Raw genomic sequence first — 22,080 nt, 5'->3', positions numbered from 1 at the left:
ACCTATACGGGCGTACCCATGACAACAGGTATAGATGCACTATTGATTGAAGACAACATATCGGATGCTCAACTCTTCCAAGAACTGTTATCTTCCTCTGAACTGCTTGAAACAACATTGCATCATATTGAGCGCTTTAATGAAGCTATCAGGACTCTAGAGACTAATAACAATTTTGATGTGGTTTTATTAGACCTTTGTCTACCTGATGGTCAAGGTGTCGATCTAGTTAAGCAAATTAAAACACTTGTGCCCAAGGTGCCTGTGGTTGTTCTAACAGGTATTCAAGATCAAAACGTTGCCATAGCTGCCTTGCAGGAGGGTGCCCAAGACTACCTGGTAAAATCAGACACATTTTCACCCGAAAGATTGCAGAGGTTAGGCTATGTTGATGTTGGTAATCTCCTGGCTAAGACCATTCAATATGCAATTGAGCGTACAGAACTCACAAAAAAGCTAGAAATTAGTGAGGAACGCTATGCTCTGGCGGTGCAAGGGGCTAACGATGGCATTTGGGACTGGGATTTGAGAACCAATACTATTTGTTATTCCCTCCGTTGGAAAACCATGCTGGGGCTTAACCACAGCAATCTTAGTGATAGCCCTGAAGAGTGGTTGTCACGTATCCATGCTGATAGTCGGTCAGAGTTTGAACAAACACTACAAGAACACCTTGCTTCTCAGCGGTCTAACTTTCAATTTGAATATCGAATGCGTCATGCTGATGGCAGCTATCGCTGGATGTTAACGCGCGGTATGGCTTTATGGGATGAGGAAGGACAGCCCTACCGGATCGCCGGGTCCCAAACCGATACCACTGAGCGCAAACACCTGGAGCAATCGCTCTATCAAGAGAAAGAGCTGGCCCAGATTACTCTCCACTCCATTGGCGATGCTGTTATTACAACCGATGCCCATGGCTATATTAAGGATTTTAATCCGGTGGCTGAGAAACTGACGGGTTGGAAAGCCAATGACGCAAAAAAACGCTCCATTTCAGAAGTTTGCACCATTGTTGATAGTGCGACCCAGCAGCCCCTGCAAAATCCAGCCTTACAGGCCATCAAGGAAAAGAAAGCCATTAGCCTCAGCAATCATCCCACACTCATTTCTAAAACTGGTCAGGAATTTGCGATCGGAGATTCGGCAGCCCCCATTCGTGCCGATAACGGCGAGGTGCTGGGCACCGTTCTTGTCTTCCACGATGTCACTGAAGAACGGGGTAGGGCTAAACAACTGGCCTGGCAAGCATCCCACGATCCACTGACCGAACTATTCAATCGCAAAAAGTTTATGCACGCTCTAGATAATGCCATTGAGGAGCTGCACGGTGCAGAATCACAGCACATGCTGTGTTATATGGATTTAGATCATTTCAAGGCTGTGAATGATACCTGTGGCCATGCGGCTGGGGATCAGTTGTTGCAACAAGTGGCCGATCTGTGGCGGAGGCAAATTCGTCAAACTGATGTGTTGGCTCGACTTGGTGGTGATGAGTTCGGTCTGTTGCTATACAACTGTAAATTGGATCGTGCCACTGAAATTGCTAAGTCCTTTTGTCAGGGTATTCAAGGGTTTCGCTTTGTGTTCGATGGCAAGATGTTCAACATTGGTGTCAGCATTGGTATTGTGCCGATGGTATCCAATACTGTCAGCAGTAAACAGGTTATGCAGCTGGCGGATAAGGCCTGTTATGTCGCCAAAAATAAGGGGCGTAATCGCGTGCAAATCTACCACTCAGACGATGTCGGCATTAGCCGACAAACTGAAGATGTGCAATGGTTTTCACGGGTGACGGAGGCCCTTGATGGGGACCAGTTTCAGCTGTATTATCAAACGATTGAATCCGCTGTCCCCAACTCTAGCGATATTCGCTTGTGTGAAATTTTGCTACGCTTGCCCAATACTCGTACCGGTGAAATAGCACCACCGATGGCATTTTTACCGACAGCGGAACGCTATAACCTCATGCCCCGCATTGACCGTTGGGTCGTGGAAAGTTTCTTTAGTTATTTGACGTCCCATACCCCGATGCCTAAGACAATTTATAGTGTCAATCTATCGGGTGCTAGTATCAATGACGAAAATTTTATCGGTTTTTTGGAAAAGCAGCTACGAAAGTATCCCGTCAACCCCGCGATACTCTGTTTCGAAATAACGGAAACCCTAGCCATTGCTAATTTACAAAAAGCGGCGGATCTTATTTTGAAACTTAAAAAGATTGGCTGTCACTTTGCGCTAGATGACTTTGGTAGTGGTATGTCTTCTTTTAGCTATCTAAGGCATTTACCGGTAGACTACTTAAAAATTGATGGTAATTTTGTCAAGGAATCCCCAACAGATGATTTGCTCTGTGCCATGTTGGCAGCTATTAACAACATCGGTCACATCATGGGCTTAAAAACAATTGCTGAATATGTTGAAAGTCCAGCTGTGCTGAAAAAAGTTCAGGCACTGGGTGTAGATTATGTGCAGGGCTATGCTATTAGCCACCCCCAGCCACTGGTATAATGTCTTTTTAGAAAATTACTGACATCACAAAACTTGTTTATTTGAACGTGTACTTCGCCATATTTCTTTAGTATTGCTATAGCTAACGTACAGAAAGCTTAGGGAAAACGGTGACTCTGACGGAAAAAGGTGAGAATCGTAGCTATGTTTGCTAGGATTGCCCCTATGTTGTAGCTGTTTGTATAGATCACACCAGTGGCTACAGGTGATACGGGCAGGTCTCTGACAGGTGTTTAAGTATGCGTTATTGGGAGTTTTTAATTCAGCAGGAAGGTGATCAGACCTGGCTACCGCTGGAAACAAGGCAGGTAGAAATCTTGGAAGGTCGCTATCGCATGGCTGCCCATACGAGCTATGACAGTACTTCTGTCGAAGTTCGGGTTAGTCAACTGTTGCTAGATGAAATTCCTCCTCGCCGTCGTGTTCGTAAACGTAAAGCAAATACAAACGACTCGGGATTGCTGGCTATTTTCCCGTTTATCAAGCTGAGTCCTGGCCGCTGGGAAATTGAGTGTAACAGTCCCAATGTCATTGATGACTTTCTGGGGGAGGGGGGATGGCATTATTCGGTGCAATTACAGGTCACGCCGCGAGATGAGGATGATTGGGAACCTAACTGGTCGGAGGCTACAGTTGACCATCGGCGCTCGCTTGATGCAGAGGTCAGTGCGGAGCAACCAGCGGCTGGTATCTCTGATATTGCACTGGGTGATGCTCAATCACCTGACGTTCAGTTGCAGCTAAAGCAACAAGCCTATGTAACAGAGTTGGGACAAACATTAACCCTGACTGGCCATCTATCTCAAACGGCTGGGAGTCCTTTAGCCAATGGGCAGCTTTGGGTAGAGCTACGGGATCCACAAACGGCCAGTACGGTTACTGAAAAGGCGTTTGATTTACCCAAAGCATTGCCCTCTCCCTTTTCGGTCACGATCGCGTTGCCAGAGGAACTATCTACTCAGGTTATTCTGGGGGCGATTTCGCTCCTGAGCCCAGATGGCTCGGTGGAGAAAACTGCGTTGGTGTCGGCGTCCTTTACGGTCACCATCGGTTTAGCGCAGATGCTGGATGCGATCGCAAATCAGCCAGACCTCGATTTTGAAGAAGAAATCTCCATTTTTCCAGGCTCCACGGAAGCCTTTGTTCCCTCCCCAGAGAAATCAGAGGCACTCCTTACCAGCGATACCCCTATAGTTCCCAAGGAAATTATCCCTTCTGAAGGCTTGACCCTACCTCCCCAAATCAAGCCCCCCAGTGATGTAGACCTGGATCCCGACCGGCAACCAGAACTGCCCACCTTTCAGGTAAACGCCGACAGCTCTCCAACCAAAGCTGAGACAGAAAGTCTATTGACTGATCAGGCAGATGAAGTCGCAGACACTATTGCAGAAAATCCGTCAGAGGACTCTCCTGCGACGGACCCAATCATCGATGCTGATCCTGAGGCGATGCGTTCTATAGAACTGGGAACAGCTATGGAGGATACAAAAGTCGAAGAACCTCCTATGGACGAGCCACTCCCCTTTGCCGAACCCCGAGTATTTGGGCTCAGTAGCATTGAAGACGATGACTTAGACCTGGAAGTAGCCAATGCCGCTCTTAAGCAGGATGTTGCTCCAGCAGCAGTGGTGGTTAATCGCCCAACCCGTCTGCCTGAGCCAGACTCTGCTTCCAAAGAGTCCAAAGAGCCGCAGTGGGAGCCAGCCACTGACAGCATTGATCAGGCTTTTCAAAAGCTGCAATTACGGGAACGGTTCTGGAAAAAGCTTAACTTGCTAACTCAAGAGGGTTATCGTCAATCCCTGGAGGTCAAGCAGGCGCTACACCCCTCTGAAGCGCAACAACCATTAGAGGACAAGGGCAATCAACAGACACAGACAAATGAGTTTGTGGCGTATGACCCCCCGAAGCGTTCTCCATGGCCTGAGCAAAGAAAGGCGGCTCAAGAGGTAGATGATCCGATCCAAGTATTTCCGCCCATTTTGGACGTACCAGATCAAGAATTAATAGCTGGCGAATGGATGGCCATCAAAGTGCGTGTACCGGCTGGCGATTATCAGCCCTATGTCAAAGTGTGGATGAACGATTTACAAACGCGAACAATGATTGATTCGCCGCGTTTGCTGATGCAGTTTATCCCCAACGACTCCAATGAATTGGAAACCCTTATGCGGGTGCAGATTCCCCATGGTTGTTTAGAGCTACAGGTGGCTGCCATCTCAATTGACATGGCGACTTTGCAAGAAAGTCGCAAAGTCGTGCAAAATCGACGAGTTATGCCACCGGACGACTCCCTATCCATATTTGATGGTTGGGATATTTGATGGAATTTTTTAGGGGCGTTCCATGGAACACCCCTAAAAATGTGTACACATTCCATGCAAACTTTCTAAACAATTGACATATACCGCATCAAATCGCAGTAAATTAAGGGCTAGGTCCTAGACCCACCGTACAGTCAGAATGTGGAGTTTTCTCTTGGGAAAGCCCTAATCTTCTGGATGTGACAATGATTAATTCTTTAGAGCATTTGCTCACTATTAAGAGATAGGAGACTCGATATATGGATACATCCCTTTTGCCTCAGGTTATGGTCCCCATCGTTGCTATTCATGCATTTGCATTTATGATCGCGATGTTCCTCTATGTAGAGCAGGAAGAAACATCGGCATAGGTTGTCGATCTATCTGTGGAACTTTCTAATCACATGTAATCTGTGGTAAGACCACCAAAAGTATTGAATGAGAAAAACCCCTCAGGCTGAATAGCCTGAGGGGTTTTTCAACGCCTATTTTTTATAGCTTTGTGCACATTAGTTCACAACATTAGTGAGCGCTAGTAGGTAGGTTATACACCTGAACCCACGCCAGCATAGGCACCATAGAAAAACAAACCAACAACCACTAGCACACCAGTGCCAGCAACAGTTGCCACAATCCAAAGGGGAATTCGGCCATCCTTAAACATGCATTTATCTCCTAGTTATCGCCTACTCTCATGAAAAATGAGCGTAGACAGCCATAGTATTGGCCACCTACACCCGTTACCTTTTAGTTAAAGAAATAGCTGGAAAACAACAGGCCCAACACAAAGACTAGAAGCAAACCAAGGAACAATGATGTCCGGTTTAACTCAACGGGCTGTTTATTTGGATTCGGGATTCTATCCACGGTGATCTCCTATCGCTGAATAAATTGCATTGCAGCAATGGCACCCAGGAAGAAGACCGAGGGAATGCCAAGGGCATGAACGGAAAGCCAACGTACCGTAAAAATTGGGTAAACGATGGGCTCGTTAGGATTACTGCTGGTCATAAGGGGATTCCAATCTCAATTGACAATCAACAAAGGGGACTAATTACCAAATTGGGTAATTTGATTATCCGCATCGTAGCGGTTCTCAAGAATCGGTACTTGAACCTGATTGTTGGGGAAGTACTCGTTAGGACGAGGGGTGCCAAAAACGTCATAGGCAAGGCCAGTGGATACAAACAACCAGCCTGCAATAAATAGTGCAGGGATGGTGATGCTGTGGATAATCCAGTAGCGAATACTTGTAATGATGTCTGAAAAAGGCCGTTCTCCAGTATTACCTGCCATTGCACAATCTCCTCTTAACAGCGAATAGGCGTGACTAATATCCAAACTAGAACGCAAAGTTTTCACTATCTGAAAACCAAAGTTCTATGGATGGAAAGTGTTTAGTAACATCATAGAGAACAGGGCATATCCCTATCAAGCAACGATTAAGGATTCCTTCACGTTTCCGCGCTCTTGATGTTTCTCCCATAACGAGTAAAACGGCCTAAGCCATAGCTTCTGGGGAATATCGCAGTAGATAACCACGCTGTCCCAAAATAAAGCCCTGATCCTGATTAAAGAACTTAACCCTATAAAGATTGGAAGGAACATCGCCAGCGGGCTCATCTTTAAGCCAGGTTTCGCCGCCGTCAGGACTCATCAGCAGGGTACCGCTACCACCACTTACCCATAGCTCATTATCGGTACGATAACCAACATCTAAGAACCCCCAGCTAGTACCGATCTCGGGTCGCAAAGGCTCGCTCCAGCTTTCGTATTTAACAGCATCCGGATCTTCGTCGGTCTGGCTAAATTGCATCTGGCCACCTCGAGCAATCAACCAAAGATCGCCGTCACTGGTAAAGCCCATATTTTGTAGGCGCTTAGAGTTCTCACGATTATGGGGCTGCCAGCTATCCTGGCCAGGTTCCCACGTGGAATAGAAATTGCCTCGAGACGAAACGGCTACGTAACGTCCGTCTTCACTACGAGCCATGTTACGAACCACACCCACTGCGGCTTGGACGAGGGCAGACCAGTGACGACCGCTATCTTCAGTACGATAAATAGCACCTACATCCGTCGCCAGTTCCACAGCTCCTTTGGCTAGGGCCGTCACCATCAACGGGCTACCAGGAAGCTGATTGCTCAATGGCACGTTGGCCCAGGACTGACCGCCATCGGTTGTATGCAACAACACGCTGGGCAAACCTGAGACCCAGCCTTCATCACCGACAAAGCTAACAGAGGTAAATGTGTAGCGCTGATCGCCCAGGTCCAGTGTTCTTTGTCCCCAGGTCTCGCCACCGTCATTCGTTTCAAACAAAGAAGTCCGACTACCCACCAGCCAACCATGGCTAGCATCTGCGGTAAACGCGACATCGGAGAATGTGGCGTCGGTTTCCAGGGCAATCGTTTGCCAGGGATTACCTTCCAAAGCTGGCAGGAAGAACTTGGTACAGCCGACGCTAAGAACTGCGATCGCAACCAGCATTAGTCGCTTCAGCCCGATGGCCAATCGCTCATTGAAAAAGTCTGTTAAAACCGTTTGCATTTCTACGAAATCAAGACAAATAAACAAATTCAGGGATGAAAATCAGACTCAGCGCCCTGGCTGAACAAGCCTGTTTTTCAAAGCTTATTTAAGGCCGTACAAACTCATAAAGAACATGAACGCTACGGCCAAAGCTCCGAAAATCAAAATATTTTTCTGCCCAGGTGTCAGCGTGTTTACCCCCAATCCATATCCCAGATTTTCACTAAATCCTGACGGTTTACCTGCAGGGCCAATATTGGCAAACATCTTGGGGCGGGCACCGCACACCGGACAGCGCCACTTGATAGGCAGTTCATCAAAGGGCACTCCAGGCGGAATATCCGCTTTACCATCCCCCTTCACAGGCTCATAAACATAGCCACAAGGACGACATTCGTAGCGGTCTAACTCGTAAGGTGTCAGTGGTGCAGACGGTTCTTCAGTCTCAGGCACATCAGTCTCGGGCGCATCCACTATTGGATTAGCATCAGGCTCAGTACTCATGGGGGGGTCCGATAGCGTCATGTAAACAATTATTACACACTGAGTTGCGTCTCCTGACATATATAGGTATCAGGGCCATCATCATGCACCTATCTATAGAAACGTCCTATATAAATGTCTCGATTTTTTTATCGTCGGATCTCTTTATCACGATGGGATTAACCTACACAGCTGTCTAGAATAGAAGTAAGCTTATTGGGGGCAGTTAGCCCTCTACGAGAAAATCATAAAGCGCGCGTGTTTGTACTAACTGGATACGAATACTTCCTACTCTTTTTAATTATTTGCAGCCTGGTGCCAGTCTTGGCCCTGGGGGCAGCTAAGCTTCTCGGAGCCAGAGGTACGGGTGCGGCTCGACGCACCACCTATGAATCAGGTATGGAACCCATCGGTGGGGCCTGGATTCAGTTCAACATTCGTTACTACATGTTTGCCCTGGTCTTTGTCATTTTTGATGTAGAAACCGTTTTTCTATATCCCTGGGCAGTCGCCTTCCATAAGCTAGGTGTATTGGCATTTGTGGAAGCTCTGATTTTTATCGCAATCTTACTTATTGGTCTGGTTTACGCGTGGCGTAAAGGAGCATTGGAATGGTCATAAAGTCTCCCGCAGAGAGTTCCTTAATCAGTGACAATGAGCGGGTTATGAATCCGGCAGCCCCGCCAACTGTGACTCAGGATTTATCGGAAAATGTCATTCTCACCACTGTGGATGACATTTATAACTGGACACGTTTGTCCAGCTTATTTCCGTTGCTCTATGGCACAGCCTGCTGTTTTATTGAGTTTGCCGCCCTTTTAGGTTCTCGATTTGACTTTGACCGCTTTGGCTTGGCCCCTCGTTCCAGCCCGCGTCAGGCAGATCTGCTGATCACCGCTGGTACTGTCACCATGAAAATGGCTCCGGCGTTGGTGCGGCTCTATGAGCAAATGCCTGAGCCAAAGTACGTAATCGCCATGGGTGCATGCACTATTACTGGCGGTATGTTCAGTGTTGATTCTCCCTCAGCCGTGCGCGGTGTGGACAAGCTGATTCCCGTGGATGTTTATATCCCTGGTTGCCCACCTCGACCTGAAGCCATTTTTGATGCCGTAGTCAAATTGCGTAAGAAAGTGGCAAATGAGTCCATGCGTGAGCGGGGCATCCTGGAGCAGACCCATCGCTACTACACCCGTTCCCACAAGATGGAAGCGGTTGAACCCATTCTTACTGGCAAATATCTTCGTTCTGACAGTCGTGAGGCTCCCTCTAAGGAGCTAATGCAGTCCATGGGCATGCCTATGAACGTTGCTGAGTCGGAAAAATTAGGTGAGGAGAAGCAGACTAATGGCTGATGAAGAAATTAAGCCTGCCGCTGAAGCCGAAGGTGTGCTGGCTGAAGCTGGTCCTGTATCAAGCTGGCTAACGCAACAGGGGTTTGCCCATGAAATCATGGAGCGTGATCATTTAGGTGTGGAATTGCTTAAAGTTGAGTCTGCCTTTTTGATTCCCTTTTGCACGGCACTCTATGCCTATGGCTTTAACTATCTTCAGTGTCAGGGCGCATACGATGCCGGCCCTGGTAAACCTTTAGTTAGTTTTTACCACCTTCTGAAGGTTAGTGATAATGCTGATGCCCCTGAGGAAGTACGCATTAAGGTCTACGTTCCACGGGATAATCCCAAGATCCCTTCGGTTTATTGGATCTGGAAAGCGGCTGACTGGCAAGAGCGTGAAAGCTATGACATGTACGGCATTATCTATGAGGGACATCCCAATCTAAAGCGATTGCTTATGCCTGAGGACTGGGTGGGTTGGCCCATGCGCAAAGACTACATTTCCCCAGACTTCTACGAGCTACAGGATGCCTATTAATTGCTTTGATAGTACTCTTTGGAGACCGATCTTGGTAGCAAACCATAGATTTGCTACCAAGGCATTTGGTCATTTAGGTAAGAGTTGAAGAGTAAATCATGTTACTTGGGAGCTCTTGACTATTGGTAGGAACACTGATGGCTGGTTCCCATGTCGTTTAAGGATTCCATAGCGCCAGAGTTATTGCCAACTAAAAGTATCGTTATATGTTCTACAGGTAGATCTGGGAGTACTCTTCTGGGGCTTTCTCTGGGAGATACTGGCTATGCAGGTAAGCCCAGGGAATTTTTTAGGCCCGATGTATTGACTGCAAATGGTGTGCATTCGCATGTCAGTACGTTATATCCATACTTAGCCAACGTGTATGCTCAGGGAAAAACGCCAAACCAGGTATTTGGCGTCAAGTTACATTGGGACCATATGATCAATTTGATCAAAATTGTCCGCACAGATCCAGCCTTGCAGACAGGGTCAGATATTGAAATCCTTTCTACACTTTTCCCAAACCCTAGATTTATTTTTATTCGCCGTCAGAACCTCATTAAGCAGGCCATTTCTATGGAAATTGGTAAGCAAACAGGGGTGTATGTTGTGCGAAGCGAAGGTACCGACAAGGAACGCGCTAATAAAACGCACAAACTCTTCTTTAAACCCCTCAATATCTATCGCTACAAACAAGGTCTCGCAGGACGCAATCAGAAATGGCGGTCGTTTTTTCAACGCAATGATTTGCCCTTTTTGGAAGTGGTCTACGAGAGTTTAGTCGAAGATTTTGATGGCATCCTGCATCAGGTCATTGAATTTTCTGAAATTGAACTGCCTGAGGCAGGAGTTGAAATTACCAAAGCCACCAGTAAACAGGGCAATCGGATCAACGAACGCTGGCTCAAATATTATCAATTTATACCTGAAGGGCTTTTGGGATATTACTCGGCAATCAGAAGCTATGTGCGGAAAGTCCTGATAAGCAGGTAAATTACTCTGCCCAACGTCTGAGCAGGTTTGACACGCTTTTAGATAGCAGATCAAACTCTGCTGTCTTTCCATGTTGGGCAAAAATTGATCGCCGCACCGTATCAATATCAAACAGGAGCTCACGCTCATCAGGGGCGCGTACCAGGCTTTGTGCCCAACCCACCACCACCAAACGCTGCCCCTGGGTCACTTCATTTACCCGGTGCAGTGTGGACGAAGGATAGACAATTGCATGGCCCGCTGACAGCTTATAGTGCTGCTCGTCGTCAGCTCCTTCGATGACTAATTCTCCCCCTGCGTAATCAGTGGGGTCACTCAGAAACAGCGTAAAGGACACATCTGAACGGTACCCCCCCATCATGGCATTGTCTGCATGGGTACCATAGGACATACCAGGGCTGTAGCGACTAAATCGCAAACTGTGAACATGTTTGGGCCGAACCGCGACTTGAAATAAAGGATGACGGGTTAAGGCTGCCTTAACCGTTGCTTCTAGTGGTTGCCCGACACCAGGCTTGAGCTGTTGGTTGTGTTTTACTTGTTTGGCATACCAGCCAGCTGTGACTTTGCCATCCACAAATTCAGCCTTGGCTAAGGCTGTGTGGAGCTGGGTTAACTCATCCCCAGAGAGCACATCAGGAATTTGAAACAGCATTGTGCAGCAGCGTTGAGATATAGGCCAAATCTAGCCAGGCAGTTTAACGGGATTTCATCCCTGATCTAACGTGATAAGGCGGTGAACATCCCATGCAAGGCATTGATATCCCATGACTCACCGCCCGTCATCCCATGTTGACTCACTAAGCCGAGGCCTACTGCCAACCAGCTCGGTCAACTATTTTGACAACTTCGGGGTTGTTACGACCATAGGCAGAGACATTGACTTCATCTACCTTGAACTCGCCCAGTTCTGCCACGATAGGGTCCATGGTGATCCCTTCGACAACTGGATATTCATTATTGCTGCTGGCAAAGACTTCCTGTGCTTCAGAACCCACAAGAAACTCCAGGAATGCGATCGCATTCTCCTTATTTTCAGCCCCTGTCACGACACCTACGCCGCTAATATTCACATGGGTGCCCCGATCGTCTTGATTTGGGAAAAAGACAGCGGTCTTCGCGATCACATCCTGGCTCTCAGGCTCATCGGACTTAGCCAGTCGTGCCCAATAATAATGATTAGCAATAGCCACATCACATTGGCCCGCTGCCACCGCCTTGATCTGATTAACATCTCCACCATCGGGGTCCCGGGCAAAATTATTCACCAAGCCCTGGGCCCAAGCCTCCGTTTCCTCTGGGCCAATGGTTTCAATTAATGATCCCACCAGGGACTGATTGTAAATATTGCTAGAACTGCGCACACACACCCGTCCATTCCATGCAGGCTCCGCTAACGCCTCATAGGTTGACAGCTCAGCTGCATCTACTGTATCCACGTTGTAGATTAGGACCCGCGCCCGTTTTGTGAGGCCGTACCACAGTCCATCGGGATGGCGTAAATTCTCAGGGACTTTTTCATCTAATACAGCGGAGGATATTGGCTGAAAAATCCCTGCCTGCTCAGCGCGCCATAGTCGCCCTGCATCTACGGTGATAAATACATCAGCCGGGCTGGCATCACCCTCTACCGTAATCCGCTCAATTAGCTCATCCGACTTACCTTCGACCACATTGACCTCAATCCCTGTCTGCTCGGTAAAGCTGTCAAACAACTCATCATCCACTTCATAATGACGCGCGGAGTAGACATTGACGACGGCAGCCGCAGCCTCAGATGCAGGGGTATCAGACCCAGACGTCTCTTGCGCCTGATTACCACAGCTTGCGATCGCAAATGACATGAGTGCCATGCATAAGAAAACAGGTTTGTAGGACATAGCCAGCAGTTAATGCGAAAAGTTCCTAAATAATCATATTAGGGGAAAACTGACCTACTTGATAATTAAGAACATCCTTGGACGGTTTGTAGCTCAAAAAATTCCTTGCGCAGAGGTAAACATAAGTTGACGGAAGTTTCGCTACTAACCCACTGATATTCAACGAGTTAGCAAGTATTATCGCCATCCGGAGGCCATTACAGCCTCAATTATTCTTTTATAAACTTTTAGATATTATTTGCAATAGAGTAAAACTATTGCAAATAACTTGAGAGTTCGCTATATTCTCATTAAGCTCTTATTAATGACATCCTCCAGAGGAACGATTATGGTCTCCTACACTCCCGCAGCAATGAAAGCTGAGCTTCACGAACGGGGATGGCGCATGACTCCACAGCGGGAAACTATTCTAAATACATTCCAAAATATTGATAAGGGGCAACACCTTAGCGCAGAGGAGCTGTGTGAGCTACTCAAAGATGAGGGTGAGCCCATTAGCCTTTCCACTATTTATCGCAACCTTAAGCTTATGTCCCGCATGGGCATTTTACGCGAACTAGAGCTAGCGGAAGGGCAGAAGCGCTACGAAATCAACCAGCCCTCTCCCCATCACCACCATCACCTGATCTGTGTGCGGTGTAATAAAACTATTGAGTTTAAAAATGACTCCGTACTCAAAGCTGGAGCCAAAATGGCTGATAAATCAGGCTATCACTTGCTGGATTGTCAACTTCTGATTCACGCTGTATGCCCGGCTTGTCAGCGCTCAATCATGCCGGTTTAGGCTAAAAAATAGCAGGGCGACTTGCCCTGCTGCTTAGTACGCGCAACGCCAGCGCTACTTGCCCATAACGTCTTCTTCATAATCTTCATAGGGGCCACCAATGCTGATGGGGGTGCCCACCACTTCGGCATCCGCAATATCAATGTTCTCCAGCGATGCATTAGTGACATCGGTAAAGTAGAGGGCTGAGCCAGATAGGTTCGCGCCATCTAACGTTGCTGACTCAAAAACAGCATTGGTTAGAAAGGCGTTACTCAGGTTTGCGCCCTTCAGATTTGCCCCAGTTAGGTCAGCTCCTTCAAGATTGCTGTCTGACAAATTGACCCCCTGTAAATTAGCCCCTCGCAGATCTGCTCCAATTAGGTGGGAGGACTGCAAATCAGCCCCTGAGAGATCGCAGTCAGGGCAGATACCCGTCATGACCAAACGTTGCAGATCTTCTTCGGATGCTGCATGGCCTGGAAACGCCACAAAAATGGGTAAAGCTAGAGCCAATAACGCATTTCGCACTAACATAAGCAATCTCCTTAATAGGTCTAAACAATTCAGCCTTCGGAGAAACTGGGGGTCATTGAAATTGACACACTCAATGTGTTGGATTTTTCTCAGAACCCAGCTGTTTTAAGCAGCCTTTTGTGTATCTCGTATCGATCTTGACACAGCCTTTCGGTAATTGACTAGGATCTTAACAAGCAATAATTATTCGGTTTTCAGTACACATCCCCACAGTTGCATGAGCGTTGACTATGCTGATTTTCCAGAGTGTTAGCAGTGGATTTAAGTGACAATATTCTTTAACAATAACAGCGTGAAATTTGGTCTGTATTCGTGACAGTTTTGCTAGCGTCACCATCAATGTTATTTCGGAGAAATAGAGTCAAACAGATGGGGTAACGAGGTGGGATGGGAGAGGGATGTCTTTGCATCCTTCTTGGCATCTTTAATGTGGAGTTAACGATAGTTTACTCTGGATCTGCCCTTGTCGAATAGGCTACCCCATCGGCTCTAAAGTCTATAACCCCTGGGTATCTAAGGTTGTCATCTCGTTCAACAACTCCTTCATGAATTTTTCGGGATCCTTTAGATTTATTTCTGAAAGTGCAACCATTTCTTCTACACTGTAGCGATCATCGCTATCAACGACATCTGAAATCCAGGTGGAGATTGTTTCAGGATATTGTAGTAGCTCTTCAGCAAACTCTAACGGGCTTTTGCCTGAGTGTTTAGCATCCACTTTGGATGCTAAACATAATCCCAATAGTTTACCTAGTGTAGTTTCCGGGGTTGTACATAAGAGAAACGCCATTGTTTGAGTCAAAAGCTGTTCCTTCTGCATTAGAAAATCTCCTAGATTGACTATTTATGGATGATTTTGGGGTGTATATGTTCGCTGCGCGTAAACTATACCATGGAGGTTAAATTTCAAGTTGTGCGTAGCGATAAGGATAGTTCAGCATGAACAATCTAAAGGTGATTGTTGTTGGTGCAGGCATGGGGGGATTGACGGCTGGGATCTCACTGCGCCAGGTAGGTTACGACGTGGAGATCTATGACCGCGTTCGGCAACTACGACCGGCAGGAGCAGGCATTTCCCTTTGGTCCAATGGCATTAAAGTGCTAAATCGACTGGGTTTAGGGGCTGAAATTGCCCATATCGGTGGTTCTATGCAGCGCATGGCGTATTTCACCCAAGCTGGACAGACTCTGACCAATTTTAGCCTGACACCGCTGGTAGAAGCGATTGGTCAGTGCCCCTATCCTGTTGCCCGCACAGACTTGCAACAGATGTTGTTATCAGCCTTTGGTGTAGAGAATGTTCAGCTTAATTCTCAATGTGTCGGCATAGAACAATCGGATACAGACGCTACAGCTATTTTTGCGGATGGACGACGGGCAACGGGCGATCTTGTCGTTGCCGCCGATGGCACCCATTCTGTTCTTCGCAACTATGTGGTGGGGAAAACCATAGAGCGGCGCTATGCAGGCTATGTCAATTGGAACGGTCTGATACCTATCGCCCCTGAGCTGGCTCCGAGCCATAGCTGGGTGATTTATGTGGGTAACGGTCAGCGGGCCTCCATGATGCCTGTGGGTGATAATCGGTTTTACTTTTTCTTGGATGTGCCCTTACCCAAAGATGCTCAACCCCAAGCTGATATGCGAGCGGAATTAAACGATCACTTCGACGGTTGGGCGGCACCCGTTCAAACATTAATCCAGCGTTTGAATCCAGAAAAGACCAATCGCATTCCCATTCATGATGTGGATCCGCTGCCACAGCTGGTAAAAGGGCGTGTGGCGTTACTGGGAGATGCGGCCCACAGTACGTCCCCTGATCTGGGGCAAGGGGGCTGTCAGGCGATCGAAGATGCTTGGGCTTTAACAACCCACTTGGTAACGACCAATATTAGTGTGGTAGATGCCCTGAAACGCTATGAAACTGAGAGGAAAGATCGGACAGCTGAGATTATCCTTAAAGCGCGGGAGCGGGCGGATATGATTCATGGCAACGTCGCGGCAAAGACTGAGCAGTGGTACGAGGAGTTGGCCCAGGAAGATGGCGGTAGGATTATGGGTGCGATCGCAAAAATCATCCAAAAAGGCCCGTTTCACTAGACCGTTTCACTAGACTGCAAATCACCATGGCAGGCAAACTTACAACCCATGTTCTCGATACAGCCCAAGGCTGCCCTGCTGTAGGCCTGACCATCGAACTCTGGTGGGTAGAAGGTCTACTCAAAGCAGAGCACCTGCTCAAAACGGTAACCACCAATGCCGATGGTCGCACCGATGCCCCTTTGCTAATGGACAATGAATTCACTATTGGCGTCTACGAACTACGATTTGCGGTTGGTGACTACTTCAAACAACAATCCGGAGAGCTACCAGACCCTCTTTTTCTGGACAACGTACCAATTCGGTTTGGGATTGCCGATGCCACAGCCCACTACCATGTCCCGCTACTCTGCTCTCCTTGGTCCTACAGCACCTATCGAGGCAGTTAGCGATGGGATATAGCATCATTGAGATTAACCACATGACTCAGCTGGCGTTTGTTCAAGTTTTTGGCAGCGTGTTTGAGGACACACCCAGCATTGCAGCCCAGACCTGGCATCATCGTCCGTTTCTGGATTTGGCTAGTCTCCACCAGGCCATGGTAACTCTGGTGGAACAGATGCCTGAAGCCGATCAGTTAACGCTGATTAGAGCCCATCCTGACTTAGGCAGTCGGGTGCAAATGGCCCCTGCCTCTGTGCAAGAACAAACCAGTGTGGGACTTGACCGCCTGAGCCCAGCTGAATATGGACGGTTTCAGCAATTGAATGCCACCTACCAAACAAAATTTGGCTTTCCCTTTATCATGGCAGTCAAAGGTCAGACCAAGGCGGCGATATTAATTGCATTTGCCAAACGTTTGAACCATACGACGGTCAGAGAAAAACAGCAGGCGATTTTGGAAATCGGAAAAATTGCTAGATTTCGCTTAGAAGACTTACTCAATTAGTTAGTTAGAGATAAAGAGGATGGCAGAGGCATCTCCACCAGCTTGGCTAGGAAAGTGCTTGAATAATCGCTATGAAATTCGCAAAGAGCTGGGTAAAGCTGTTGGACGTAGAACGTTACTGGCTGATGATACCCAAGCGCAATGTCCTGTCGTCATTAAAGTCATTACATTCGGTAACGATTTTGAATGGGCTAATTTACGTTTGTTTGAGCGAGAAGGGGAAGTTCTCAAATCGCTTAATCATGCTGGTATCCCTGGATATCTAGACTATTTTGAGATAGATTTGCCATCCGCCAAGGGATATGCGCTAGTGCAAAGCTACGTCCATGGACAATCACTACAAGAGCACCTGCAAACAGGACGGAGTTTTAGTGAGGCAGATGTCATCGACATTGCCCAGCGGCTATTGACTATTTTGCAATACCTCCATAGTCAAATGCCGCCAATTATTCACCGTGACCTGAAACCCAGTAATATTCTGCTCAGTGATCGTACTGGCCATAGTCAGGGGCAGCTCTATTTGGTAGATTTTGGCTCTGTCCAGGTCCCGTTTCTAAATCCATCTGGCACGTTAACCATTGTGGGCACCTATGGCTATATGCCACCCGAGCAGTTTGGTGGACGGGCCACACCGGCTTCAGATTTATACAGTTTGGGAGCTACACTAATTTTTCTGATGACAGGATGCCATCCTGCGGATTTACCCCAAAACAATATGCGCATCCAGTTTGAGAGCAAAGCCAGACATATCAGTTCTCCCATACGCCAGTGGTTGCGCTGGTTGATACACCCTGATGTCAGCCAGCGACCTGCCTCAGCCACAGAGGCCCTAACTGGCTTACAGACGGTTTTAGAAAAGGGTACTTTAAGCGCTTTATCTGAACGCCCTTTTGATCAAAATCGCATTTTAGTGAATCAGCGGGACAGCACCGTAGATACTGTTATTCGTCCCTATGGTTTTCGAAGGAAACAAGTGGGTTCATGGTTAGATCTACTGATTCTTGGAGTCATCTTTAGTATCTCTTCTTATGTCGGAACAGTGGCTGTATGGATTGTTCTTTCATCTATAGGTTTTTTTGGGGGGCTTTTTGGAGGCTTTCTCTGGTTTTTTAACACCGTCGTTGTTAGCTCTATTGCAGGGTTTACAGGCATAGTCCTACTACCTACCCCCTCCAGGAATCGTTTGCTGAGTCAGTTACATATATGTCTCAGTGATGACAATCTCATCATTTATCGAGAAACTATACTGTTGATGCGATCGCGCAAAGTTCTGTTTCAGACTCAGCGAGAAGATATCTTGCATTTAAGGCTAGAGACAACTAAAAACATCCTTGAAATTCACACGAATCATCGTTCTTATAACCTTAAATGCAAGACCTTAGGCTTAACCACAAGAGAATCCCAGTGGTTGGCTCAAGAACTGAGCAATAATTTAGGCGTTAGCCTAATCTCCACTTGAACAGATGTGATTGAACAAATGTGATTAATTTGTAGGCGATAACGGTTAGGCAAACACCACTGTGCGATTGCCATACACCAGTACGCGGTTTTGCAAATGTAGTCGCACAGCACGGGCTAGGACCACCCGTTCTAAATCCTTACCTTTACGAATTAAATCACTGACCTGGTCGCGATGGCTAACATGCACCACATCCTGCTCAATAATCGGCCCTGCATCTAAATCTGAGGTGACATAGTGACCCGTCGCGCCAATGATTTTGACGCCTCGATCATAGGCGCGATGATAGGGATTGGCCCCCACAAAGGCGGGTAAAAACGAATGATGAATATTAATCACCCTGGGAAACTGCTCGATAAAATCAGGGCTCAGAATTTGCATGTACTTGGCCAGAACGACCAAATCAATGGAATGCTCTTTTAGCAATGCCAGCTGCTTTGCTTCTTGCTCAGCTTTAGTCGCCTTAGTAATTGGAATATGGTAAAAAGCGATATTAAACTGCTCAGCAATGGACCGTAATGTTTCATGATTGCTGATAATCAGCGGAATCTCTGCTGCTATCTCTCCCGCTTGATATCGCCAAAGCAAGTCTAACAAACAGTGATTCTGCTTACTCACCCAGAGGGCAACGCGAGGGACTTCATCAGAGAAGTGGAGCTGCCATGTTGCCTCTAAAGGTTTAGCAATGGAATCAAAGGCTGCTCCAATCAGATCACGTTTTAGATTAAATCCATCCAGTTGCCATTCAATGCGTGACAAAAAAAGTTCTGATGGCTCATCGCGATGTTGATCAGCATGGACAACATTGCCCCCATTGGCGTAGATGAAGTTTGCAATTTTAGCCACAAGCCCTTGCTGATCGGGGCAAGAAATCAGAAGTGTTGCAGTCGGTGAAGCCACAGTTAGCAGTTCCTATACATGAAATTAAACGATATTGATATTTCTACAGTAGTTACCAATTGAGATGAATATAATATCGCCTGGTGGTGTAAGTGATACATAAAAACAGCGAGTCGAGGCAATAATGTGCTCGACTCACTGCTGAAATCATTGATTCAAAATGAAACCCATCCAGTCAATAGGCCTCAACGTTTACATCCGCTGCTCTAAGAAACCAGTGAGGCGACCCAACGTATCGTTTAGCTTTTCATCAGTGGAAGGACCAGCATCCACTTCTTCAGTACGCTTCATACGCTCAAATGTACGAATTAGTACGAACAAAATAAAGGCAATTACAACAAAGTTAATCACGGTCGACAGGAACAGACCATACTTGACGCCATTGGCAGATAGCTCTGCAATATCGGCAACGCCAGCCTTATTGAGTGCAGGGCTCAATAACAGAGGAGTGATGATGTCCTCAATAAAAGAGGTGATGACAGCACCAAAAGCACCACCAATAACAACTGCCACGGCTAAATCGACAACGTTACCACGCAGCAAAAACTCACGAAAATCGTTCATAAAACTACCGGCAGAATTCACTGCACGAGAGCGAGCCTGATTACTAACCATAACTGTGTTTTCCTTAAATGCAACAATTCAGTGTGTAGGCTAAACCACATTGAGGTGCAGCTTAGCTCCTCGATAGAGCCAACTAAAGCACTACGGCTGTAACGTACAGCCCGCCTAGGCTTTTGCGACCATCAAAGTGAATTGTTTGGAAGTATATCAGTGTTTTTAACAAACGGGTAGGTATTCTAGGTTACGTTAACCTTTGTGGGTGGCACACTCACTTCTTGAACTGGCTGGGGGGAAATCGAACCACAAACTTGGGTGTATTGTCTTAACGTTGATAGACAATTTGCGTAAAAATCGTAAGCAGCTTGTTGCTTTTCTGGAGCAAAGACAGCATCATTTAACGTCAGTTTATGAAACTTTTTACGCAGAATCTTGCCGGCTTGAATTGCTTTGGAGTTATCTCCATACTTTAGACGAGACGTGTGTTTCGCCACCGTATAGCTATCGGAAAATGGAGAACTTGTCCCAAGAAATTTCTGAAAGGCAGCCAACGTAGCGTCGGTATCAGCTAGTAAATCCTTGTATTTCAGTGTTAGGCAGCGACTGGGGTCATTAATTTGCATCACTAGCCTTTCAAAGCACTCTAGCCGCCGCCGGTAATAATTAAGCCATTTATCGACACCTTCTGGGGACTCTTGTCCTGAAAAGGATTTCACTGTACTTGTGTAAGTGGCTGCGGGATCTCGCAGAAGAAATATAAACTTAATCTGTTTATTTTGCAGAATGTTGTCCGCAATCGGATAGTTTCGAACAATCTTATCCACAATGTAGGTATGTTCCATTGGATCAAAGTTGTCCAGAACTGCAGCTGTTCTCCAAGTTAACTGGCGCAGATCCGTCTCTGATGAATACCCCACATGGCTTTCACCATAACCTGCCACTTCCGGATGACTGTAGAGTATGTGGCCTAGTAATGTAGAACCAGACCGTGCGGGGGCCATAACAAAAAGATATTTTGATGGCTGTTGCCGCTGGTTTAACGTTTTGCTGAGGAATGGACCCAAAATGCGGTAGGCATAAATATCAAATAGTAAAAAGCTTTCGATTTTTGAAATAAACGTTCTAATGCTGACTGGAACGAACTTTCTTATGTAGCGTTTTAACATGGTGAGTGTTTCCTGTAAAAATCCACAGCCAGAAGCAGTAAAAGCATCTTGTACGTGACAACAAACGCATTTCACTGATTGTTGTTGATTCTTCTGTGCCGTGTATCTGCCAATGCTCAGATACCTTTTAATACACGTCTAAAAGAGGTTATACGGCTATACACGGCTAAGTGGATATGCCAGACAATCGGACGTGTTGTTTCAACCCTAGTTTCTAAAATTAACGGACAATGGCATTACGCAACATATCTTTAATTACCTGTCTATGCATAGGTAAAATAATGTAAACATCGCAAAACATCGCCTCTTCATTAGAAAAGCCGAGACTAATGACTATGAATGAGCGTACTAGCAGTATGCCCACAGAGACTATGTTAAACCGCTGAGAATTAAACCGCTAAGAACTCTTGAATCACATCATTACTGAGTTGATCCGTTGACCCCGATGCAACAATACCACCTTTCTGCATGGCATAGTAATAGTCGGCTTGACGGACGAAATGTAAGTGCTGTTCTACTAACAGAACGGAAATACCCGTAGTTTCAATAATCCGTCGTACCGCATTTTCAATGTCTAGAATAATTGAGGGTTGGATACCTTCGGTTGGCTCGTCTAAGAGTAATAACTGAGGTTGCCCCATAAGTGCACGGGCGATGGATAGTTGTTGTTGTTGTCCACCACTTAGATCTCCGCCCATCCGTGACAACATTGTTTTTAAGACGGGGAAAAGTTCAAAGATGAGGTCGGGAATTTCTTTTTTAGCCTTGGGGGCACGCTTTCCTAGCGCTTCTAAACCAATAAGAAGATTCTCTTTGACCGTTAAGCGGGGAATGATCTCTCGTCCTTGGGGGACGTAGCCAATGCCGATGCGGGCTCGGTTATCGGCAGTCAAAGTATGAATATTTTGTCCGTCATACGCGATCGCACCACCACGAGGCGACAACAGCCCAATAATATTTTTCAATAAGGTCGTCTTACCTACTCCATTACGTCCAATCAAACACACCATTTGGCCCCTGGGTACCGTGAGATCGACATCCCGTAAAATATGGCTCTCACCGTAATAGAAGTTAAGGCTGGAAATCTTCAGCATTGGAGCCGTGGAGGTGACTTTATGGGTAGGCGGGTAGGCTGTCTCTGTCAT

At 46.8% G+C, this 22,080-nt stretch carries 25 protein-coding genes; 11 read left to right on the top strand and 14 right to left on the bottom strand.

What is annotated here, in order from left to right:
* The first annotated feature begins 18 nt into the window (after nucleotides 1-18).
* Both SPB21_RS31255 and SPB21_RS31250 read left to right on the top strand, forming a co-directional pair.
* Complete coding sequence (locus tag SPB21_RS31255; protein ID WP_163669879.1) at nucleotides 19-2,511, top strand: EAL domain-containing protein; 2,493 nt, start codon at nucleotides 19-21, stop codon at nucleotides 2,509-2,511.
* A gap of 239 nt (nucleotides 2,512-2,750) precedes the next feature.
* Nucleotides 2,751-4,835, top strand: coding sequence for a hypothetical protein (locus tag SPB21_RS31250; RefSeq protein WP_499868960.1), 2,085 nt, complete (start codon nucleotides 2,751-2,753; stop codon nucleotides 4,833-4,835).
* A gap of 523 nt (nucleotides 4,836-5,358) precedes the next feature.
* Here SPB21_RS31250 and SPB21_RS31245 read toward each other — a convergent pair.
* From SPB21_RS31245 to SPB21_RS31220, 6 genes are all read right to left on the bottom strand, one after another.
* Nucleotides 5,359-5,478, bottom strand: a complete 120-nt coding sequence (locus SPB21_RS31245) for a photosystem II reaction center protein J (protein WP_006518578.1) — start codon at nucleotides 5,476-5,478, stop codon at nucleotides 5,359-5,361.
* 83 nt (nucleotides 5,479-5,561) lie between these two features.
* Complete coding sequence (psbL, locus tag SPB21_RS31240; protein ID WP_006518579.1) at nucleotides 5,562-5,681, bottom strand: photosystem II reaction center protein PsbL; 120 nt, start codon at nucleotides 5,679-5,681, stop codon at nucleotides 5,562-5,564.
* A 9-nt stretch (nucleotides 5,682-5,690) separates the two neighbouring features.
* Complete coding sequence (psbF, locus tag SPB21_RS31235) at nucleotides 5,691-5,825, bottom strand: cytochrome b559 subunit beta (RefSeq protein ID WP_006518580.1); 135 nt, start codon at nucleotides 5,823-5,825, stop codon at nucleotides 5,691-5,693.
* A 39-nt stretch (nucleotides 5,826-5,864) separates the two neighbouring features.
* Nucleotides 5,865-6,110: a cytochrome b559 subunit alpha gene (psbE, locus tag SPB21_RS31230; RefSeq protein ID WP_006518581.1), complete on the bottom strand. Its 246-nt coding sequence runs from the start codon at nucleotides 6,108-6,110 to the stop codon at nucleotides 5,865-5,867.
* Nucleotides 6,111-6,315: 205 nt separating this feature from the next.
* Nucleotides 6,316-7,365 carry a photosynthesis system II assembly factor Ycf48 gene (locus SPB21_RS31225; RefSeq protein ID WP_163669883.1) on the bottom strand — a complete coding sequence of 350 codons (1,050 nt, stop codon included), beginning with the start codon at nucleotides 7,363-7,365 and terminating at the stop codon, nucleotides 6,316-6,318.
* Nucleotides 7,366-7,449: 84 nt separating this feature from the next.
* On the bottom strand, nucleotides 7,450-7,851 hold the full coding sequence (locus tag SPB21_RS31220; RefSeq protein ID WP_250565161.1) for a rubredoxin: 402 nt from the start codon (nucleotides 7,849-7,851) through the stop codon (nucleotides 7,450-7,452).
* Nucleotides 7,852-8,088: 237 nt separating this feature from the next.
* On the opposite strand from SPB21_RS31220, the gene ndhC reads away from it, so the two are divergent.
* The 4 genes from ndhC (at nucleotide 8,089) to SPB21_RS31200 (ending at nucleotide 10,680) form a co-directional block, all read left to right on the top strand.
* On the top strand, nucleotides 8,089-8,451 hold the full coding sequence (gene ndhC / locus SPB21_RS31215; protein WP_036019082.1) for a photosynthetic/respiratory NAD(P)H-quinone oxidoreductase subunit C: 363 nt from the start codon (nucleotides 8,089-8,091) through the stop codon (nucleotides 8,449-8,451).
* Nucleotides 8,442-9,185 carry an NADH dehydrogenase subunit K gene (locus tag SPB21_RS31210; protein WP_250565162.1) on the top strand — a complete coding sequence of 248 codons (744 nt, stop codon included), beginning with the start codon at nucleotides 8,442-8,444 and terminating at the stop codon, nucleotides 9,183-9,185. The genes ndhC and SPB21_RS31210 overlap by 10 nt, the downstream gene beginning before the upstream one ends.
* Nucleotides 9,178-9,705: an NAD(P)H-quinone oxidoreductase subunit J gene (locus tag SPB21_RS31205; RefSeq protein WP_499868958.1), complete on the top strand. Its 528-nt coding sequence runs from the start codon at nucleotides 9,178-9,180 to the stop codon at nucleotides 9,703-9,705. The genes SPB21_RS31210 and SPB21_RS31205 overlap by 8 nt, the downstream gene beginning before the upstream one ends.
* Nucleotides 9,706-9,855: 150 nt before the next feature.
* Complete coding sequence (locus SPB21_RS31200; protein WP_499868957.1) at nucleotides 9,856-10,680, top strand: Stf0 family sulfotransferase; 825 nt, start codon at nucleotides 9,856-9,858, stop codon at nucleotides 10,678-10,680.
* 1 nt (nucleotide 10,681) lies between these two features.
* On the opposite strand, the gene SPB21_RS31195 is transcribed toward SPB21_RS31200, so the two are convergent.
* Both SPB21_RS31195 and SPB21_RS31190 read right to left on the bottom strand, forming a co-directional pair.
* Nucleotides 10,682-11,335, bottom strand: coding sequence for a Fe2+-dependent dioxygenase (locus SPB21_RS31195; RefSeq protein ID WP_163669889.1), 654 nt, complete (start codon nucleotides 11,333-11,335; stop codon nucleotides 10,682-10,684).
* Between the two features lie 157 nt (nucleotides 11,336-11,492).
* Nucleotides 11,493-12,533, bottom strand: a complete 1,041-nt coding sequence (locus SPB21_RS31190) for a Fe(3+) ABC transporter substrate-binding protein (RefSeq protein ID WP_499062038.1) — start codon at nucleotides 12,531-12,533, stop codon at nucleotides 11,493-11,495.
* A 355-nt stretch (nucleotides 12,534-12,888) separates the two neighbouring features.
* Between SPB21_RS31190 and SPB21_RS31185 the strand changes: the two genes are divergently transcribed.
* On the top strand, nucleotides 12,889-13,344 hold the full coding sequence (locus SPB21_RS31185) for a Fur family transcriptional regulator (RefSeq protein WP_006518590.1): 456 nt from the start codon (nucleotides 12,889-12,891) through the stop codon (nucleotides 13,342-13,344).
* 54 nt (nucleotides 13,345-13,398) lie between these two features.
* On the opposite strand, the gene SPB21_RS31180 is transcribed toward SPB21_RS31185, so the two are convergent.
* Nucleotides 13,399-13,860, bottom strand: coding sequence for a pentapeptide repeat-containing protein (locus tag SPB21_RS31180; protein ID WP_163669893.1), 462 nt, complete (start codon nucleotides 13,858-13,860; stop codon nucleotides 13,399-13,401).
* Nucleotides 13,861-14,356: 496 nt separating this feature from the next.
* A complete protein-coding gene (locus SPB21_RS31175) occupies nucleotides 14,357-14,680 on the bottom strand; it encodes a hypothetical protein (protein WP_163669895.1) in 324 nt (107 codons plus the stop codon).
* A gap of 119 nt (nucleotides 14,681-14,799) precedes the next feature.
* Here SPB21_RS31175 and hpxO point away from each other — a divergent pair, with 119 nt between their 5' ends.
* Genes hpxO through SPB21_RS31155 form a run of 4 tightly spaced genes read left to right on the top strand, consistent with a single transcriptional unit; the run spans nucleotide 14,800 to nucleotide 18,308 of the window.
* Entirely contained in the window at nucleotides 14,800-15,960 is a 1,161-nt protein-coding gene (gene hpxO / locus SPB21_RS31170) for an FAD-dependent urate hydroxylase HpxO (protein WP_499868954.1), read from the top strand.
* Nucleotides 15,961-15,986: 26 nt separating this feature from the next.
* Nucleotides 15,987-16,349 carry a hydroxyisourate hydrolase gene (uraH, locus tag SPB21_RS31165; protein ID WP_163669911.1) on the top strand — a complete coding sequence of 121 codons (363 nt, stop codon included), beginning with the start codon at nucleotides 15,987-15,989 and terminating at the stop codon, nucleotides 16,347-16,349.
* 2 nt (nucleotides 16,350-16,351) lie between these two features.
* A complete protein-coding gene (gene uraD, locus SPB21_RS31160) occupies nucleotides 16,352-16,849 on the top strand; it encodes a 2-oxo-4-hydroxy-4-carboxy-5-ureidoimidazoline decarboxylase (protein ID WP_163703217.1) in 498 nt (165 codons plus the stop codon).
* Between the two features lie 19 nt (nucleotides 16,850-16,868).
* Nucleotides 16,869-18,308 (top strand): serine/threonine protein kinase, encoded by a 1,440-nt coding sequence (locus tag SPB21_RS31155; RefSeq protein WP_499062042.1) that lies wholly within the window; start codon nucleotides 16,869-16,871, stop codon nucleotides 18,306-18,308.
* Between the two features lie 45 nt (nucleotides 18,309-18,353).
* Here SPB21_RS31155 and purU read toward each other — a convergent pair whose 3' ends face one another.
* The 4 genes from purU to urtE all read right to left on the bottom strand — a co-directional run bounded on the left by purU (nucleotide 18,354) and on the right by urtE (nucleotide 22,080).
* Nucleotides 18,354-19,208 (bottom strand): formyltetrahydrofolate deformylase, encoded by an 855-nt coding sequence (purU, locus tag SPB21_RS31150; RefSeq protein WP_163669917.1) that lies wholly within the window; start codon nucleotides 19,206-19,208, stop codon nucleotides 18,354-18,356.
* 192 nt (nucleotides 19,209-19,400) lie between these two features.
* On the bottom strand, nucleotides 19,401-19,823 hold the full coding sequence (mscL, locus tag SPB21_RS31145; RefSeq protein ID WP_163698134.1) for a large conductance mechanosensitive channel protein MscL: 423 nt from the start codon (nucleotides 19,821-19,823) through the stop codon (nucleotides 19,401-19,403).
* A 185-nt stretch (nucleotides 19,824-20,008) separates the two neighbouring features.
* A complete protein-coding gene (locus tag SPB21_RS31140) occupies nucleotides 20,009-20,935 on the bottom strand; it encodes a sulfotransferase family protein (protein WP_163669921.1) in 927 nt (308 codons plus the stop codon).
* A 389-nt stretch (nucleotides 20,936-21,324) separates the two neighbouring features.
* Nucleotides 21,325-22,080, bottom strand: a complete 756-nt coding sequence (gene urtE / locus SPB21_RS31135) for an urea ABC transporter ATP-binding subunit UrtE (protein WP_006518599.1) — start codon at nucleotides 22,078-22,080, stop codon at nucleotides 21,325-21,327.

It is taken from the genome of Leptothoe sp. ISB3NOV94-8A (assembly GCF_043421595.1).
Classification (GTDB): domain Bacteria; phylum Cyanobacteriota; class Cyanobacteriia; order Phormidesmidales; family Phormidesmidaceae; genus Leptothoe; species Leptothoe turfae.
This window is presented reverse-complemented; position numbering and strand designations above follow the sequence as displayed.

Excerpts from the sequence above, each read along its gene's own strand:
- SPB21_RS31255 (WP_163669879.1), top strand. The coding sequence starts at position 19 with ATGACAACAGGTATAGATGCACTATTGATTGAAGACAACATATCGGAT.
- SPB21_RS31250 (WP_499868960.1), top strand. The coding sequence starts at position 2,751 with ATGCGTTATTGGGAGTTTTTAATTCAGCAGGAAGGTGATCAGACCTGG.
- SPB21_RS31245 (WP_006518578.1), bottom strand. The coding sequence starts at position 5,478 with ATGTTTAAGGATGGCCGAATTCCCCTTTGGATTGTGGCAACTGTTGCT.
- psbF (WP_006518580.1), bottom strand. The coding sequence starts at position 5,825 with ATGACCAGCAGTAATCCTAACGAGCCCATCGTTTACCCAATTTTTACG.
- psbE (WP_006518581.1), bottom strand. The coding sequence starts at position 6,110 with ATGGCAGGTAATACTGGAGAACGGCCTTTTTCAGACATCATTACAAGT.
- SPB21_RS31225 (WP_163669883.1), bottom strand. The coding sequence starts at position 7,365 with ATGCAAACGGTTTTAACAGACTTTTTCAATGAGCGATTGGCCATCGGG.
- SPB21_RS31220 (WP_250565161.1), bottom strand. The coding sequence starts at position 7,851 with ATGAGTACTGAGCCTGATGCTAATCCAATAGTGGATGCGCCCGAGACT.
- SPB21_RS31210 (WP_250565162.1), top strand. The coding sequence starts at position 8,442 with ATGGTCATAAAGTCTCCCGCAGAGAGTTCCTTAATCAGTGACAATGAG.
- SPB21_RS31205 (WP_499868958.1), top strand. The coding sequence starts at position 9,178 with ATGGCTGATGAAGAAATTAAGCCTGCCGCTGAAGCCGAAGGTGTGCTG.
- SPB21_RS31200 (WP_499868957.1), top strand. The coding sequence starts at position 9,856 with ATGTCGTTTAAGGATTCCATAGCGCCAGAGTTATTGCCAACTAAAAGT.
- SPB21_RS31195 (WP_163669889.1), bottom strand. The coding sequence starts at position 11,335 with ATGCTGTTTCAAATTCCTGATGTGCTCTCTGGGGATGAGTTAACCCAG.
- SPB21_RS31190 (WP_499062038.1), bottom strand. The coding sequence starts at position 12,533 with ATGGCACTCATGTCATTTGCGATCGCAAGCTGTGGTAATCAGGCGCAA.
- SPB21_RS31185 (WP_006518590.1), top strand. The coding sequence starts at position 12,889 with ATGGTCTCCTACACTCCCGCAGCAATGAAAGCTGAGCTTCACGAACGG.
- SPB21_RS31180 (WP_163669893.1), bottom strand. The coding sequence starts at position 13,860 with ATGTTAGTGCGAAATGCGTTATTGGCTCTAGCTTTACCCATTTTTGTG.
- SPB21_RS31175 (WP_163669895.1), bottom strand. The coding sequence starts at position 14,680 with ATGCAGAAGGAACAGCTTTTGACTCAAACAATGGCGTTTCTCTTATGT.
- hpxO (WP_499868954.1), top strand. The coding sequence starts at position 14,800 with ATGAACAATCTAAAGGTGATTGTTGTTGGTGCAGGCATGGGGGGATTG.
- uraH (WP_163669911.1), top strand. The coding sequence starts at position 15,987 with ATGGCAGGCAAACTTACAACCCATGTTCTCGATACAGCCCAAGGCTGC.
- uraD (WP_163703217.1), top strand. The coding sequence starts at position 16,352 with ATGGGATATAGCATCATTGAGATTAACCACATGACTCAGCTGGCGTTT.
- SPB21_RS31155 (WP_499062042.1), top strand. The coding sequence starts at position 16,869 with ATGGCAGAGGCATCTCCACCAGCTTGGCTAGGAAAGTGCTTGAATAAT.
- mscL (WP_163698134.1), bottom strand. The coding sequence starts at position 19,823 with ATGGTTAGTAATCAGGCTCGCTCTCGTGCAGTGAATTCTGCCGGTAGT.
- SPB21_RS31140 (WP_163669921.1), bottom strand. The coding sequence starts at position 20,935 with ATGTTAAAACGCTACATAAGAAAGTTCGTTCCAGTCAGCATTAGAACG.
- urtE (WP_006518599.1), bottom strand. The coding sequence starts at position 22,080 with ATGACAGAGACAGCCTACCCGCCTACCCATAAAGTCACCTCCACGGCT.